4 protein-coding genes are annotated in these 17,503 nt (G+C 64.1%); all 4 read left to right on the forward strand.

Annotation, left to right across the window (positions count from 1 at the left end; translation table 11 throughout):
- Positions 1 to 11: 11 nt before the first annotated feature.
- The 4 genes from gspE (at position 12) to AC30D9_RS19255 (ending at position 17,170) form a co-directional block, all read left to right on the forward strand.
- On the forward strand, positions 12 to 1,430 hold the full coding sequence (gspE, locus tag AC30D9_RS19240) for a type II secretion system ATPase GspE (RefSeq protein ID WP_134924039.1): 1,419 nt from the start codon (positions 12 to 14) through the stop codon (positions 1,428 to 1,430).
- Entirely contained in the window at positions 1,430 to 2,641 is a 1,212-nt protein-coding gene (gene gspF / locus AC30D9_RS19245) for a type II secretion system inner membrane protein GspF (protein WP_490144608.1), read from the forward strand. Before gspE ends, gspF begins: the two co-directional genes overlap by 1 nt.
- Before the next feature lie 532 nt (positions 2,642 to 3,173).
- Positions 3,174 to 4,340, forward strand: a complete 1,167-nt coding sequence (locus tag AC30D9_RS19250) for a substrate-binding domain-containing protein (protein WP_134924041.1) — start codon at positions 3,174 to 3,176, stop codon at positions 4,338 to 4,340.
- Positions 4,341 to 4,552: 212 nt separating this feature from the next.
- Positions 4,553 to 17,170: a filamentous hemagglutinin family protein gene (locus AC30D9_RS19255; protein ID WP_490144609.1), complete on the forward strand. Its 12,618-nt coding sequence runs from the start codon at positions 4,553 to 4,555 to the stop codon at positions 17,168 to 17,170.
- Positions 17,171 to 17,503 lie beyond the last annotated feature (333 nt).

The following is a 17,503-nucleotide window of genomic DNA, read 5'->3' on the forward strand; positions in this document are numbered from 1 at the left end:
AGTTTGTTCCCATGAACACCCTCCCATACGCCTGGGCCAAGGCCCAACGCCTGGTGCTGCGCCAGTCCGATGAAGGCGCGGTGCTAATGGTATGTCCCTCCACCCCGGGTTGGTCCATCAGTGAAGTACGCCGCCAGTTCGGCGAGGTACGCCTGGAGCGAGTGCGTGACGAGGAACTCGACGGGTTGCTCAACACGGCCTACGCCGACACCGGCAGCGCCGCCGCCGTGGTGGGCGCGGCGGAAAACGAAGTGGATCTCGACCGGCTGATGCAGGACATCCCCGAGATCACCGACCTGCTGGACACCCAGGACGGCGCGCCAGTGATCCGCATGATCAACGCCTTGCTGACCCAGGCCGCGCGGGACGAGGCCAGCGACATTCACATCGAACCCTACGAAAGCCATTCGGTGGTGCGCTATCGGGTCGACGGCACCCTGCGCGACGTGGTTTCGCCACGCAAGGCCCTGCACGGCGCGCTGGTGTCGCGGATCAAGATCATGGCCCAGCTCGACATCGCCGAAAAGCGCCTGCCCCAGGACGGCCGCATCGCCTTGCGCGTAGCTGGCCGGCCGATCGACATCCGGGTTTCGACGGTGCCCACCGGCCATGGCGAGCGGGTGGTGATGCGGTTGCTGGATAAGCAGGCCGGCCGCCTGCAACTGGAAACCCTGGGCATGGACCCGGACGTGCTGGCCAAGCTCGATCACCTGATTCGCCAGCCCCACGGCATCGTACTGGTCACCGGCCCCACCGGCAGCGGCAAGACCACCAGCCTCTACGCCGCCCTGGCCCGGCTGGACGCCAGCGTGCACAACATCCTCACCGTGGAAGACCCGGTGGAGTACGACCTGCCGGGTATCAGCCAGATCCAGGTCAACGCCAAGATCGACATGACTTTCGCCCTGGCCCTGCGCGCGATCCTGCGCCAGGACCCGGACATCATCATGATCGGTGAAATCCGCGACCTGGAGACCGCGCAAATCGCCGTGCAGGCCTCCCTCACCGGTCACCTGGTGTTGGCCACGCTGCACACTAACGATGCGGTGTCGGCCATCAACCGCCTGGTCGACATGGGTGTCGAGCCGTTCCTGCTGGCCTCGTCGATGCTCGGCGTACTGGCCCAGCGCCTGGTCCGCAGGCTCTGCCCGCAGTGCAAACAGCCCGATCCGGCCACGCCTGGCACGTGGCGTCCGGTGGGCTGCCCGAGCTGTAACCAGACCGGCTACAGCGGGCGCACCGGCATCCACGAATTGTTCTGCATCGACGACGACATCCGCACGCTGATCCACCAGGGGGCAGGGGAGCAGGCCCTGCGTGTCGCCGCCCGCCAGGCCGGCATGTTGAGCATGCGCGAGGACGGTGAACGCTGGGTGCGTAGCGGCGCCACCGCCCCTGAAGAAATCCTGCGCGTGACACGGGACGCCTGATGAATCGCTACCGTTTCGAGGCCGCCGACGCCCAGGGCAAGATCGAATCCGGACACTTGGAAGCCGACAGCCAGGGAGCCGCTTTCAACCTGTTGCGCAGTCGCGGATTGACCGCGTTGCAGGTGCAGCTGGAGCGCAACACGACGCAGGCCAATGGCGGTGGACTATTCAGCGCCAAGCTATCGGACAACGACCTGGCCTGGGCCACCCGGCAACTGGCGAGCCTGCTGGGGGCGAGCCTGCCGTTGGAGGCGGCGTTGAGCGCCACGGTGGAGCAGGCCGAGCGCAAGCACATCGCCCAGACCCTCAGCGCAGTGCGTGCCGATGTGCGCAGCGGCATGCGTCTGGCCGAAGCCTTGGCTGCGCGGCCACGGGATTTTCCGGAAATCTACCGGGCGTTGATTGCCGCCGGAGAGGAGTCCGGCGATCTGGCTCAGGTCATGGAGCGGCTGGCGGATTACATCGAAGAGCGCAACAACCTGCGGGGCAAGATTCTTACGGCGTTCATCTATCCGGGTGTAGTGGGGCTGGTGTCGATCGCCATTGTGATTTTCCTCCTCAGCTACGTCGTGCCGCAGGTGGTCAGCGCGTTCTCCCAGGCCCGACAGGACTTGCCCGGATTGACCTTGGCGATGCTGACCGCCAGTGACTTCATCCGTGCCTGGGGCTGGCTGTGTTTCGGCATTTTGGCCGGTGGGTTCTGGGGTTGGCGGATGTATTTGCGCAACCCGCAGGCACGCTTGAGTTGGCACGCAAAGGTGTTGCGCCTGCCGCTGATCGGGCGTTTCGTGCTGGGCCTCAATACCGCGCGCTTTGCCTCGACCCTGGCGATTCTCGGCGGCGCCGGGGTGCCGTTGCTGCGGGCCCTGGAGGCGGCGCGCCAAACCCTGTCCAACGACCGCCTGAGCCGGAGTGTCAGCGATGCCACGGCCAAGGTCCGCGAAGGGGTCAGCCTGGCCGCAGCGTTGCGGGTGGAAAAAGTCTTCCCGCCGGTGCTGATCCACCTGATCGCCAGTGGCGAGAAAACCGGCTGCCTGCCACCGATGCTCGAACGCGCCGCGCAAACCCTGTCCCGCGACATCGAACGCCGCGCCATGGGCATGACCGCGCTGCTGGAGCCGTTGATGATCGTGGTCATGGGCGGCGTGGTGTTGGTGATCGTCATGGCGGTGTTGTTGCCGATTATCGAGATCAACCAGTTGGTGCAATAAACCCACACACCTTTTGGGCGGGCCGGAACCTTGTGGCGAGGGGATTTATCCCCGTTGGGTTGCGAAGCAACCCCAATCATATTGAATGCGATCAACCTGCCACACCGAGGTGTCAGGATTTGGGTCTGCTGCGCAGCCCAGCGGGGATAAATCCCCTCGCCACAACAGCAGAAACCAGCCCGTTATTTTTGCGGTGCGGGGACATCTCCCGAGCCTCGCCCGCGCCAAACTCGGGTTCCTCGTTCTGTCATGTTCGCTCGCCAGGCGACCACCCGCCGCGACCTTCACTGCCCCCTTACCGGGCTCGACCGCCAAACCAGCTCGAAACCCCAGTCCAGAGCCCTGGAACACCCGAGAAAAATGCCTTGAAAACAGCCCTCAGCTCCCGAGGTTTTTTCCTTTATCTGTCACCGGAAACTGCGAATTTCTAACCCATGGCCTCACCCCATCGCCACCGGCACAGGACCGAGCGCCATGACGGCAAGCACGCGTCACCCAACCTACGTACGAACACGATGAAAGGAGATTCTTCATGTTTAAGCGCAACGTTCTCGCGGTATCCCTGACCCTCGCCGGCCTCTGCGCCGCTCAGGCCGCCATGGCTGATGTCAATGGCGGTGGTGCTACCTTGCCTCAGCCGCTGTACCAGACTTCCGGCGTACTGACTGCCGGTTTCGCCCCTTACATCGGCGTGGGCAGCGGCGCCGGCAAGTCGGCTTTCCTGACCAACGACTACACCAAGTTCGTGCCAGGCACCACCAACAAGAACGTGCACTGGGCCGGTAGCGACTCCAAGCTCAGCGCCACCGAACTGAGCACCTACGTCAGCGCCCACGGTGCCGCCTGGGGTCCATTGATCCAGGTGCCTTCGGTTGCCACTTCGGTTGCCATTCCGTTCAACAAGACTGGCACCGCCAACGTCGACCTGAGCGTCAACCAACTGTGCGGCGTGTTCTCTGGCCGCTTGACCGACTGGAGCCAGATCACAGGTTCGGGTCGTACTGGCGCAATCACCGTGGTCTACCGTGCGGAGAGCAGCGGTACCACCGAGCTGTTCACCCGTTTCCTGAACGCCAAGTGCGCTGAAACCGGCACCTTCGCCATCACCACCAACTTCGCTTCCAGCTACAGCGGCGGCCTGCCAGCCGGCGCCGTTTCCGCCACTGGTAGCCAGGCTGTGATGACTGCGGTGAACGCTGCCCAAGGCCGCATCACCTACATGAGCCCGGACTACGCCGCTACCACCCTGGCCGGTCTGGATGACGCCACCAAAGTAGCCCGCGTTGCCGGTGTTTCCCCAGCCCCAGCCAACGTATCGGCCGCCATCGCTGCTGTTGCGGTACCGGCAGTTGCCAACCGCTCCAACCCGAACGCCTGGGTACCGGTGTTCGCCGCTACCACCAACCCAAGCGACCCTAGCGTGGTGGCTTACCCATCCACCGGCTACCCGATCCTGGGCTTCACCAACGTGATCTTCAGCCAGTGCTACGCCGATGCGACCCAGACCACCCAGGTTCGCAACTTCTTCAGCCGCCACTACGGTTCGTTGACCAACAACGATTCGGCCATCACCGCCAACCGTTTCGTGCCGCTGCCTTCGGCTTGGAAAACCGCGATTCGTGATTCCTTCGTCACGGCTTCCAGCGGTCTGAGCATCGGCAACACCAGCGTCTGCAACGCCATCGGTCGTCCGTTGTAAGCCCAGGCTTGAGCGACCCGCAATACCGATCAGCAACGGCGAAAGCCGTTGCTGATTTTTTTGCGTCAACCCGTACCAACACAGCCACATGAAATTTTCATGACATCCGTTCGGTCCCGAGCGGCTGTAACCGCCTATCCCCTATAACCAACGCTGGCAGCTTGATAGCACTGCGTTGCGCCCCTTAGAGCGAACCCGAAAGGATGAGTAGGATGCTGCGCTGCAAACCCCAGACGAACCTGAATGCTCCACATCGCGATGGCGAGTTGTCGATGTTGCGGCTCAAGCCGCTGGCCCAGGCCATTGCCCTGCTGATGGTGGCCGGCAATGCCCACGCGGCCACGGTGTTCAGTTCGGCCTGGTTTGCCGCCAAGGGCGCGTCCCAGGCCGGTGGCGCGGGGCGGCCTACGACGGCGCAGCCCGGCATGCCGCCACCCTTGGCGCAGCAGCAACGGGCCAATGCGCAGTTGCAGCGTTCGCTGACCAATCTGAATAACACCGTGGCGGCCATCGCGGCCCAGCAAGCAGCGCAGGCTGCTGGAAGGCAAGCCGCGTTCGGGCAGGTGCAGACCGTGCCCGACGGCTTGGGCGAGGGCGGGCTCAAGGTCGACAACAGCCTGACCCAGGGCTGGCTCAACGCCAAGGGACCGCAGCAGACCCAGGCCGGTGGCAAGACCACGGTGAAGATCGAGCAGACCGCCGACAAGGCGATTCTCAACTGGGAAACCTTCAACGTCGGGCGCAACACCACGGTGGATTTCCAGCAGCAAGCGGATTGGGCCGTGCTCAACCGGGTCAACGACCCGCAGGCGCGACCGAGCCAGATCCAGGGCCAGATCAAGGGCAATGGCACGGTGATGCTGGTCAACCGCAACGGCATCCTTTTCAGCGGCAGCAGCCAGGTCAACGTGCGCAACCTGGCGGCGGTGGCGGCCAACATCAGCGATGAGCAATTCAGCCAGCGCGGCTTGTACGTCGATGTCACCGGCAGCCAACCGACCTTCACTGACGCGGCGGGCAAGGTCGAAGTGCAGCAGGGCGCACTGATCGAAACCCACCGTGCCGCCACTTCCACGGCCGGGGGCGGCTATGCCTTGCTGCTGGGTAGCGAAGTGGAGAACGCCGGCTCCATCATCACCGCCAAGGGCCAGACCACCCTGGCGGCGGGCGACAGTTTTTATATCCGGCGGGGCCAGGGCACCAGCGGCAACCTGCGTTCCACCACCCGTGGCAACGAGGTCGCGACTTCACTCAATCCGGGCAGCAGCGCCGGCACGGTGATCAACAACGGCCTGATTCAGGCCAGTACCGGCGACATCACCCTTACCGGGCACCGGGTCGAGCAGAACGGCGTGGTTGTCGCCACCAGTTCAGTAGACACCCGCGGCACCGTGCACCTGCTCAACGCCTTCAGCGACCGCACCGGCAGCGTGACCCTGGGGCAGGGCAGCGCCACGGCGGTGCTGCTCGACGCCGCGGGCGGCAGCGCCCTGGATAGCCAGCGCAGTGCCGGACCGGCCGGCCTGGATGGCACGCCGAACAACCTGATCACCGGTCAGTTCAACAACCTCAGCAGCGTGGTGGACCGCACCGATCAGTCGCGGGTCGAGATCGTCAGCGGCGGCAGCGTCGACTTCCAGAACGGTTCCATCACCCTGGCGACCGGCGGCCAAGTGGCGGTCAGCGCCGCCGGGCGCAGCCTGGTGCGCGATGGCGCGGTGATCGATGTGTCCGGCGCCATCGGCGTCAAGGTGGCGATGGAATCCAACTCCATCAAGGTCAATGTCCAGGGCAACGAGCAGCGCGACGCACCGGTGAACCGCGGCGGCGGCAAACTGACCAACAACGATGTCTGGGTGGACGTGCGTGACTTGATCTACGTGCCGGCAGGCACCAACGGCTACGCCACTGACCGTTGGTACACGGCGGGTGGATTGTTGGAGGTTGGCGGTTACCTGGGCACCCGCGGGCACAGTGTCGGCGAATGGGCAGCACAAGGCGGTACCCTGACGTTCACTGGCGACGACGTGGTGACCCAGCAGGCAGCGCAGTTGAACCTGTCTGGCGGCACCTTGGATGTGCAGAGCGGCTACTTGCGCCAGTCCTGGCTCAAGGGCGCCGATGGGCGTTTGTATGAGTTGTCGAAGGCGCCGGGGGACATCCTCTACACCGGCATCTACAAAGGCTACGAAGACCACAGCCAACGCTGGGGCCAGACCGATTACTACTACAACCCAATGATCGCCCCACGCGAGCGCTTCGAAGCCGGCTACACCGTCGGCCGCGATGCCGGCAAACTGGTGGTGTCGACCCGCAACGCGGTGCTGGAAGGCCAGATTGTCGGTGAGGTCTATCAGGGCGAACGCCAGACCCAGGCGCCGAACCTCAATCTCGACGGCTACCAGCAATCACAAAACGCCGTGGCCCGCCGGGCGCAGTTGTGGGTGGGCAGCTACACACCGATCTATGACAAGACCAGCGGCGTGATCAACAGTGGTTTGAACCCCACCTTCGATCAGGTCACCGTCGGCAAGGTGACCGACAAGATTGCCGCCGGCCTGGACCTGACCTCGGCGGTCGGCAGCGACCGGCAAGGCAAGTTGGTGCTGGATAACGAACTGCTCAATGGCTTCCAGCTCGGCGCGGTCAAGGTGGCGGCTGCCGAAGGCATCAAGGTCGACGGTGCACTCAAGGTAGCCGACGGCGGCGATATCACGCTTTATACCCCGCAGGTCGAGGTGAACGCCGACCTGACGGCCCGCAGTGGTCGCATTGTATTGGGTAACATCCTCAAACAGGTCAGGAGCGATAATTTCCAGATTGGAGACGTCACGCTTTCACCTGCCACGGGACAGCGGGCGGTGGTCACATTAGGAGAAGGCGTCAAGCTGAACGCCGCCGGACGATGGAGCAATCTGCTGCTCGACGGCAACGACCGCCAAGGTCTGCCATTCATCAACGGCGGCACCGTGTCCGTGCGCAGCGACAACATCGATGTGCGCCAGGGCAGCCTGATCGACGTCAGCTCCGGTGCCGCAGTCATGGCCGATGGCAAGACCCGCGGCGGCAAGGGCGGTGATTTGACCCTGACGGCGGTTACCAGTACGTCGCCAGACAGCGGCGACTTGAGCCTCGGTGGTGAGCTGCGCGGCAGCGGAGTGAACGGTGGCGGGACCTTGAAACTGGCGGCCAACAAAGTGCTGATCGGCAACAGCAGTGCGCCCGTCGAACCCGGCACCTTGCAACTGGGCGGCGACTTCTTCGACAAAGGTTTCTCAGCCTATGACATCACCGGCAACCAAGGCCTGACCGTGGCCGACGGCACCCGCGTCGATGTGACGATGCCGGTGTACCGTTTTGGCGAGCAGGCGTTGAGCACCGGCAGCGGCGCGGAACCGGCCGATGCGTTGCAGCGCTGGACGCCGCGGCTTTACCAGGAAGATGCGATCAAAGGCGTCCTGACCCAGCGTCGCGGCGCAAGCCTGAGCCTCACTGCCGGTACCGCGAACTCCAGCGCGGCCGACATGGCGAGCACGGTGTTGAACCTGGGCAAGGGCAGCGTGATCAGCGTCGATCCGGGCCAGGGCATCGATGTGCGCAGCATCGGTCAGTTGACTGCCAGCGGTACCCTTAATGCGTGGGGTGGGCGGGTCAGCCTCACCGGGTTGAGCGTCACAGGTACGGAGGGTGAAGCCGTCAACGCTCAGGGTCACGGTCGCTCCATCTGGCTGGGCGAGCAGGCGCTGATCGACGTCTCCAGTCGGGCCGTGACCGCCCAGGATATGCGCGGTCAGACCTATGGCCTGGTGCGTGATGGCGGGCAGATTGTCATCGGCGGCCAGATCGATGCAGCGAAGGGATCGGCTTCCGCATCCGAATTGTTTGTGGTGGTGCGCGAGGGGGCGCGTCTGCAAGCGGATGGCAGCCAGGCCGTGCTGGATGTTCCCGGCCAGGGACGCACGGCGGTGGCGAGCAATGGCGGCAGTATTTCCCTGGCATCGGCCAATGGGTTGTATCTGGATGGTGATTTCAGCGCTCGTTCGGGTGGGGCAGGGGCGGCGGGCGGCAAGTTGTCGGTGGCACTGGAAACGCCTTACTACGTGAAGAGCGCAGCCAGCGACCGAGTGATGAAGGTGCGTGAGCTGGTGCTGGGACAGACCGCGCCTGCGAGCCTGCTGGAAGGTAATGCCGAGACAGCGGCGGACTCGTTGGTCTACGGCCACGGGCGCTTGGGTGTTGATCAGGTCCAGTCGGGTGGCTTCGACAGCCTGGCGCTGTTGAGCAACGGGCTGTTGAGCATCGAGGGTGACGTGTCGCTGTCCCTTGGCCAAAGCCTGAGCCTGTATGCCCGCAGTTTTGTAACGGGTGCAGCCGCGCCAAATGCCCGGGCTCAACTCAATGCTTCCCATGTACTGCTGTCGGGTCCCGCGGCCAACCTTCTAAACAAGGATAACTACGTCCGACCGGTGGTCGATGGCGGCGTATCGTTGCAGACGAACAAGGCCGTGTTTTCTGTCGGCGCAGACCTGCTGGATGTGCAGGGTAACGTGACGTTCAGTAGCAAGGGGACCGTGCGGCAGGCCGACGGCAGCACCGTCGAGTTGGAACGCTCCGGTTTTGACCAGGTTCAATTAAGCAGTCGGGGGGACGTGCGATTCCTGGCCGGGTTCTCGGGCGAAGGGTTGCCCGAAGGTTTCACAACTCAACTGGTGACGCCTGCGGACATGATTTTGCAGGCCGCCCAACTGTATCCGGCGACCGGCGTAGGCGCTCGTGTTTTGGCAGGGTATGGCTGGGGGCGCGATCCCGTTAACAACATCCCCCTGTACGATCCGACGCGCAGCTTGGTGATCGGCCGCACCACCCAGGTCGTCCCCCAGGTACCTTATTCGGTGTTCGGTCGCTTGCAATTGGGCAGCGCAAAGATCGAACAAGGTGGTGTCGTACGGGCCCCGCTTGGGCTGCTTGAAGTCGGTACAAATGATAGTTCGGCGGGCATATCCGCCCGGTTGAACTTGTTGCCGGACAGTTTGACCTCCGTCAGCGGCCTGGGGCTGATCCTGCCTTATGGCGGTACTGTCGATGGACAGAGCTACCAGTACGCAGGCAAGAAAGTGGTTTTGCTGGGGCAAGGCGCGGTGCCTTCCGACAATGGTGACCTCAATGTCGGCGTGATTCTTGGGGGGCAGTCGGTGGTTGCTCAGGAAGGCTCGGTACTCGACCTCTCGGGTGGTGGTGATTTGCTCGGCGCCGGGTTTATCTCTGGCCGAGGCGGTTCCACCGACGCGCGTTTCAATCCGCTGGTGCAAATCGGCGCGAATGGCGGGTTTACCTTGCCGGGCCTATCCAGCAACCCGGTCTACGCCATCGTGCCGGGCAACCAGAGCCCCTATGCGCCAGTCGCCCCCGAAGGCGGCGCTGTGGACCCCAGGATAGGCCAGCAAATTACCATTGGTGCCGGCGTTCCGGGATTGGCCGCGGGTACCTATACCTTGATGCCCTCCACCTACGCCCTGTTGCCGGGAGCGTTCCGGGTCGAGGTCAATGGCCTGGCGGGCCAGGGGGTGACAACGGCTGCGCAGCAGATGCGCAACGGCTCCTGGACCACCGCTGGGGTACTGTCGGTGGCTAATACCGGGCAGCGCAACAGTTTGTCCAGCCAGGTCATCCTGACGTCGGGAGAGGTGCTTCGCCTCTACTCGCAATACAACGAAACCAGCTACGCCCAGTTTGCCCTGGCCGACGCCGGACGCCTGGGTGTCCCCAGGGCTTTATTGCCAGTGGATGCCAAGACTTTGAAGCTGAACCTGGCCAGGGGCGCAGGGGACCAGGCTTTCTCCTTCAAGGGGATTGGCAAGTTCGCGCCTCAGACGGGTGGATACGGCGGTACCGTTGCAGTGGTGGGGGGCACCGGTAGCGCGCTGGAGGTCGTTGCTGACGGACGCGGGGCCACGGTCGGTTTCGAAGGTGTGACCCTCAATGCCGGAAGCCTCAATGCGTTGAACGCCTCGCGCCAAGTGATCGGCGGCCAGTTTTCAATTCTTTATGGCCAAGGGGGTAACTACATCACGCCGCAAAGGGTCTCCCGCAGTGTGACGTTGCGTGAAGGTGCGACTCTGGCGGCACCGGAGGTTTTTCTGCTGACCGACGGCGGCGAGCTGTTGGTGGAGCAAGGCGCCGCCATCAACACTCTCGGGCAAGGCAAGGCTGCGTACGATGCCCGTGATGGCTTTATCTATAACCTCAATGTGAGGAACCAGAATTACAACATGCTGGCGGCTTCCAACGGCTTGCTCAACGTGTTGGCTCCGCAGTCGGGCTCCACGGGTACGGTCAATATTGGCGGTTGCAGCCTGACACCCTGCACAGGCGTGACGAAGATCCACTCCGAAGGCAGCATCGTCGCCGCCTCGGGCAGCAGCCTGGAACTGGACGACCAAGTGCGCTACGGCACCCGCCACCTGACCCTGGCCCTGAGCAACATCAACGTCGGCACTGCCCAGGCACTCAGCGATGCGGCGACGCGCCAGGTCTTGCCAGCGGGTCTGACCCTGAGCCAGACCGTGCTCGATCGCCTGTTGCGTGGCGATACCGAATATGGCGCACCGGCCCTGGAAACCCTGGAGCTGTCGGCCCGCGAGGCGTTGAATTTCTACGGCACCGTCAGCCTTGACACCTATGATCCGACAACCGGCAAGTCGCGCCTGAGTAACCTGATGCTCAGCACCCCGGCCATCTATGGCGCCGGCAACGCCAGTGACGTGGCGACCATCCGTACCGCCAACCTGATCTGGAACGGTGGCGTCGATGCGCCGGGTTCGGTGATCGCCGGCGGGGCTGGCACCGGCGCCGGTCGCCTGGACATCCAGGCCCAGCGCATCGAATTCGGCTACGGTGAATTCGCCCAGCCTAGCTCGGTCACTACCCTGGATCGTCTGGCACTCGGGTTCGCCAACGTCAATCTCAGCGCCAGCGAACGCCTGACCGCCAACCACAAGGGCAGCCTGGCGGTGTATCAGCGCCAGGGAGCCTATGACGCTAAAACAGGTTACGCCTACAGTGGCGGCAACCTGAATATCCTCACCCCATTGCTGACCGGTGAAGCCGGCTCGGTCAACCGCATCACCGCAGGCGGCGCGGTCAATGTAACGGGTACAGCCGCCAAGCCGGGCACTGTCTCCGGGCTTGGCGGCGAGCTGTCCATCAAAGGTGCGAGCCTCAACCTGGCTAGTGCGGTGGTGTTGCCCAGCGGCAAGCTTACCCTCAGCGCGACGGATGACCTGACCCTGGCCGATGAGGCACTGATCGACGTGGCGGGCCGCGCCGTCACCTTCAACGATGTGACGCGCTACAGCGCTGGTGGCGAGGTGATCCTGCAAAGCCAGAACGGCAACATCCGCCAGGCGGATGGTTCAAGCATTGACCTCTCGGCCCGCAACAACCAGGCTGGCCGGCTCAGTGCCGTGGCCCTGGACGAGTCCGCCGGGATCGTTGATTTGCAAGGGCGAATCCTTGGCAGCAGCACGGGCGAATATGACGCCGGGGGCACCGCCATGCCGTACCTGGCCGGCGGCGTGGAAATCCAGGCCCAGCGCCTGGGCGGCAACGGCGACCTCAGCGAGCAGTTCGCGGCCTTGAATCAACGATTGAATGACGGACAGGTGTTCGGTTCCCGTGGCTTCCAGCTCAAGCAGGGTGACCTGGTGATCGGCAACGAACTCAAGGCCTCAACCATCAGCGTGTCGGTCGATAACGGAAACCTGTTGGTCAGTGGCAAGGTAGACGCCAGCGGCGAACGGGTCGGCAGCATCCGACTCGCCGCCGGACGGTCCCTGACCCTGGGCGGCAACGCGATGCTCGACGCCCATGGCAACCGCCTGCGGGTGGACAGCTACGGCAAGATCATCGACTCACCGAACCGCGCCATGGTCGACCTGACCTCCCGGGGCGGCGTGCTGACATTGGCCGACGGCGCGCGCATCGATCTGCGCCATGGCACTGCGGCGCCTGCGGGGCAACATGACGGTCGCGCTCGCGGCACCCTGGAACTCAATGCCCGGCGCGCCGGGCCAGATGCCATCCACGGCGACATTGCCATCGACGCCAGCGGAAACCTGGATATCCAGGGCGCGCGGTCCATCGCCGTCAATGGCATGTGGCAATACAACGATGCAGCCTTTGGCAGCGATCCTGCGGCCAGTGGCCGGCCTTATCAGGTCATCGACCAGGCCTACCTGGATGGCAAGCATCAGGACAGCCTCGCCTTCATCAACGCGGCGCTGGCCAACAGCGATTTGATGCAACGCAAACTCGCCGGCCTGAACAACGCCCGTTACGCCGATGCGTTCCACCTGCGGCCCGGCGTCGAGATTGTCAGCGCCACGTCCGACGGCGACCTGGTGGTGCAGGGTGACCTGGACCTGTCCGGTTATCGCTACGCCAGTGTCAACCCGCACACCCGGCAAACCGCCGTGTACGGCTCCGGCGAGGCCGGCGCGTTGACCCTGCGCGCCGGTGGTGACCTGAGCATCTATGGCAGCATCAACGACGGTTTTGCGCCACCGCCGGCCACCCAGGATGACAAGGGCTGGGTGTTGCTGCCTGGCATCGATTTCACCGGTGGCGACATCGTCGTCCCCGGTGCCGGCGTGACCCTGGCCGACGGTACGGCGTTCCCGGCGGGCACCACGCTCAACTACGACTTACCCATCAAAAACGTGACCCTGGCGGCCGGCACCCGGTTGCCAGTGGCGGCGATCCTGGAACAACCCTTGGAACTGCCGGCCGGCACGGTATTGGCGGCTGCGGTGCACGACGCCTCCGGCAACCTGCTGTTTGCCGCGGGTACTTTGTTGAGCCGGGCCCAGACCCTCGAAGCCGGCTCGCAGTTGGGCGCCGGCAGCGTATTGAGTGGCGCCGCCGCATTGCGCGGTTTCACCTGGCCCAAGGGCGTTGCGCTGCCCAACGTGGCAAACGCGGGCAATGTCCAGAGCAATATCCTCAGGCTGGACGGCAGCCTAGCGCTGAACCGTGGCTCGCTGATCCCGTCCGGCACCGATGTGAAGTTGCCCAATGGCGTTGAGTCGGTGCAGTTGCGCCCAGAGATCGCGGGCAGCGACGGTCGCTTGTGGGCCATTGCCCCGATGCTCGCCGAGGGTTCGCAATCCTGGTCGCTGCGATTGGTGGCTGGAGCCGATACGACGGCGGCGGACAGCCGGATCGTCCAGCCCGACCCGGTACAAGGCGACTTGCGTCTTGCCGATAGCCATTACGGCATGTTCGGTAAACCCGTGCCGGCCAAGGGCACCTATCGGTGGACCGAACTAGCGGTCTCTGAACTGGCGGCCGCAGGGTTCACGGTAGAGCTTGGGCAGTCCGTCGACCTGGAAATCATAAGTAATTTCGGTTACGACTCGGTTGACGCCTTCTGTGCGGATTTCGCTGGTATCTGCGCGCTTGAAGCTTCTTACAGATGGACCAAGGCCGCGGAGGAGGAATTGGCAGGGTCCGGCTTTGAGGTCAAGGCCGGCGAGCTGATCAGCCAGGCCGCCGCGCAGTTTTTCCAGTTTGATTCGGTTCAGTCACTCTGCGACGCGGCGCCGAGTGTCTGTGCCCCCGCAGACGTGGAGTATGAGGCGGTTGCCGGCAGTGTCCGTCCGAGCGTCATTCGCACCGGCATCGGCGACCTGGAATTGCTCAGCGGTGGCAGCCTGCGCATGGATTCGTTGTTCGGCATCTACACCGCCGGCACCTCGTCGGTACCGACGTTCCCGGGCGATCCCTACAACCAGCCCAAGGCCCTGGGCGCCAACGGCAAGGTGCTCAACGACGAGGATGGCAGTCACGAAAAGCTGGTCGATGGCGGCACCGAAAGTCTCTATCGCGCCTGGTACCCGGACGCGGGCGGCAATCTGTTGCTCAAGGTCGGCGGCGACCTCAGCGGTAACCTGACCGCGCCTGCCAATGCCGTCGGGCGTCCAAATCCCGCCGATACGGGCCAGGACTCGACCAACGTGGGCAATTGGCTCTGGCGCCAGGGCAATGGTGATTCAGCGAACAGCCAGCCGACCGCCTGGTGGATCAACTTCGGCAGTTATACCGCGTCGACCGTGCCGGGGGGCGCTGATCAAATGGCCGCTTTCACCGGGTTCGGGACTCTGGGCGGCGGTGATCTGGATGTACAGGTGAAGGGGGACGCGGGCGTATTGAACCGACTCGCCGGTAGCGACTTCAACTCAAACATCAACCCTCGTAGCCAGGGGCTGCTGTTGGCGGTGGGCAGCACCGGGCGTGTAGGGGCTGATGGCAGCCTGCAATTGACTGGCGGTGGTGACCTGAGGCTGCGGGTGGGGGGCGTCCTGAATGCTGATAGCCGGCTCACGGACGGGCGTCTGAGTGGCGCAGTGATCAATCTGCGTGGCCATGCGCAACTCGACAGCAGCGCCATCGGGCGAATCGACCTGCGCTACGGTAATCAAGGCACGGATCAGTCCCCGGGGGAAACGCGGGCTTACGATTCCTTCCGCTCCACACGCGGCCAAGCAACCAGTGGCCTGACCCTGATGCCAGGCGACGCCACGTTCAATCTGTCGACCCTGGGCGACCTGGTGGTGCAGGAGGTTGTCGACCCGGGCAGGGCGCCGATGATGAGCGTTTCGCCCTTCAAGAATGGCGAGGTCAATGGATCGGGTGTGAGCTGGTTTACGCTGTGGACGGCCAATACGGCAGTGGACCTTTGGTCGTCGGGGGGCAACATGACGCCCCTGGTGTCAGAGATCGAAACCGACCTGGCGGTGGTCTATCCCTCCATCCTGCGGGCGGTGGCCGCCAGTGGCAGCCTCTATTACGGCCAGGCCAAGGCTTTTGGTACCGCAGGTTACGATGGCAGTTATCGCAGGGCGCTGCTACTCGCACCTGGCATCAACAGCGAGCTGCAGTTCCTGGCCGGCGACTCCATCTATGGCGGCGACCTGACGGTCAGTCGTTCCGGGGCCTCGGCTGCGGCCATGGCCACACCGCTGCGACCGGCCTTCATGGGGCTTGTCAATGGCAGTGTGGTGGTCAGCAACCTCTCTGCCGATGCTAATCGTGTGCCTCCAGACGCAAGTCGGTTGCCTTTGTTTGCCTTTGACAATAGCAGCGCCTCCAGCGAGTGGGCCCTCAACTCCGATCCAGCTCGTTTCTATGCGATCAAGGGCGACTTGCTGGCCGTCAATAGCGGACGGGCGATGACGTTTACCACCACGAACGACAGCCGACTCGGACAGACTTATTACGAAGGCACAGGTTCTGTGCGAATGATGGCCGGACGGGACATCGTCAGCAGCGGTACACCGCTGAGTGGCGGCCGGGGTGGTGAGTCGGTCACGGGGGAGTACACCAGCACCGGCAACCTCTTCATCCACAACAACGCCACCGATATCTCCATCGTCTCAGCCGGGCGCGACATCCTCTACAGCAACTTCAATGTCGCCGGCCCCGGTCTGCTGGAGATCACTGCCGGGCGCAATATCCTGATGGACGACAAGGTCAGCATCACCAGCCTCGGCGCCGTGGTGCCGGGAGATTCGCGCCCTGGCGCGAGCCTGGTGCTGCAAGCCGGCGCGGGCCTCAACGGCGCGGATTACCAGCGCTTCGTCAAGGCGTACCTGGACCCGGCCAACCAGGCCTTGGCCGGTGTGCCCCTGGCGAACCAGGACGGCAAGGTCGCCAAGACCTACGAGGCCGAGTTGGTGGATTGGCTGGAGAAACGCTTCGGCTTCAGCGGCGACACCGAGCAGGCCCGCAGCTTCTTCGCGGCATTGCCGGCGGAGCAGCAGCGGGTGTTTGCCCGCGATGTGTACTTCGCCGAACTCAAGGCCGCTGGCCGGGAGTACAACGAAGCCGGTGGCGTGCGCCAGGGCAGCTACTTGCGCGGGCGGGAGGCTATCGACTTGTTGTTCCCGAGCAAGGATGTGGCGGGCAACGCGATCACCTACAAGGGCGACATCACGATGTTTGGCGGCGCGGGTGTGCACACCGATTTTGGTGGCAGTATCCAGATGCTCACCCCGGGTGGCGGGCAGACCTTCGGCATCGAGGGCAATGCGCCGCCGTCCACCGCCGGGGTCATCACCCAGGGCGAGGGCGATATCCAGTTGTACGCGCAGAACAGCATCCTGCTGGGGCAGAGTCGGATCATGACCACCTTCGGCGGTTCGATCCTCGGCTGGTCGGCCCAGGGCGACATCAACGCCGGTCGCGGCTCGAAGACCACCGTGGTGTACACGCCGCCCAAGCGCTTGTACGACACCTGGGGCAACGTGACCCTGTCGCCATCGGTGCCGAGTACCGGCGCGGGTATCGCCACCCTCAACCCGATTGCCGAAGTGGCACCGGGGGATATCGACCTGATCGCGCCGTTGGGCACCATCGATGCGGGCGAGGCGGGGATCCGGGTGTCGGGCAACGTCAACATCGCGGCGTTGACCGTGGTGAACGCGGCCAACATCCAGACCCAGGGCAAATCCACCGGCGTGCCGCTGGCGGCCACGGTGAACACCGGGGCCATCACCTCGGCCAGTTCGGCGGCGTCCTCGGCGACGCAGGCGGCTGAAGACGTGGCCCGTCAGCAACAGAACGCAGCACGGCAGAACCAGGCCTCGGTGTTCACCGTGCAGGTGGTGAGTTTTGGCTCCGAGCAACTGGCCCCCTCACGCGACGGTGCCAGCCGCGAGGCGCCTCGCGCCTACGATCCGGCCAGCCCGGTGCAGGTATTGGGCGCAGGGCCGTTGGACGAGCAGAACCGCCAGCGGTTGACTGAGGAAGAGCGGGGGCGGTTGAGCTTGTAAGGGGATTGAGCTTGCAGCGAGGGTGGCTGTGCCGGCGTCATCGCGAGCAGGCTCGCTCCCACAGGGAGCTTGAGGTGTTCATGAGTTTTGCATGCACCGCCGGGCCTATTGTGGGAGCGGGCTTGCTCGCGAAGACGTTGGCACAGCCAACATATATGCCAGCAGGTCCATTGCCTTCGCGAGCAGGCTCGCTCCCACAGGGGGCTTGAGGTGTTCATGAGTTTTGCATGCACCGCCGGGCCTATTGTGGGAGCGGGCTTGCTCGCGAAGACGTTGGCACAGCCAACATATATGCCAGCAGGTCCATTGCCTTCGCGAGCAAGCCCGCTCCCA

It is taken from the genome of Pseudomonas sp. DF11 (genome assembly GCF_058148565.1).

Excerpts from the sequence above, each read along its gene's own strand:
- gspF (WP_490144608.1), top strand. The coding sequence starts at position 1,430 with ATGAATCGCTACCGTTTCGAGGCCGCCGACGCCCAGGGCAAGATCGAA.
- AC30D9_RS19255 (WP_490144609.1), top strand. The coding sequence starts at position 4,553 with ATGCTGCGCTGCAAACCCCAGACGAACCTGAATGCTCCACATCGCGAT.
- gspE (WP_134924039.1), top strand. The coding sequence starts at position 12 with ATGAACACCCTCCCATACGCCTGGGCCAAGGCCCAACGCCTGGTGCTG.
- AC30D9_RS19250 (WP_134924041.1), top strand. The coding sequence starts at position 3,174 with ATGTTTAAGCGCAACGTTCTCGCGGTATCCCTGACCCTCGCCGGCCTC.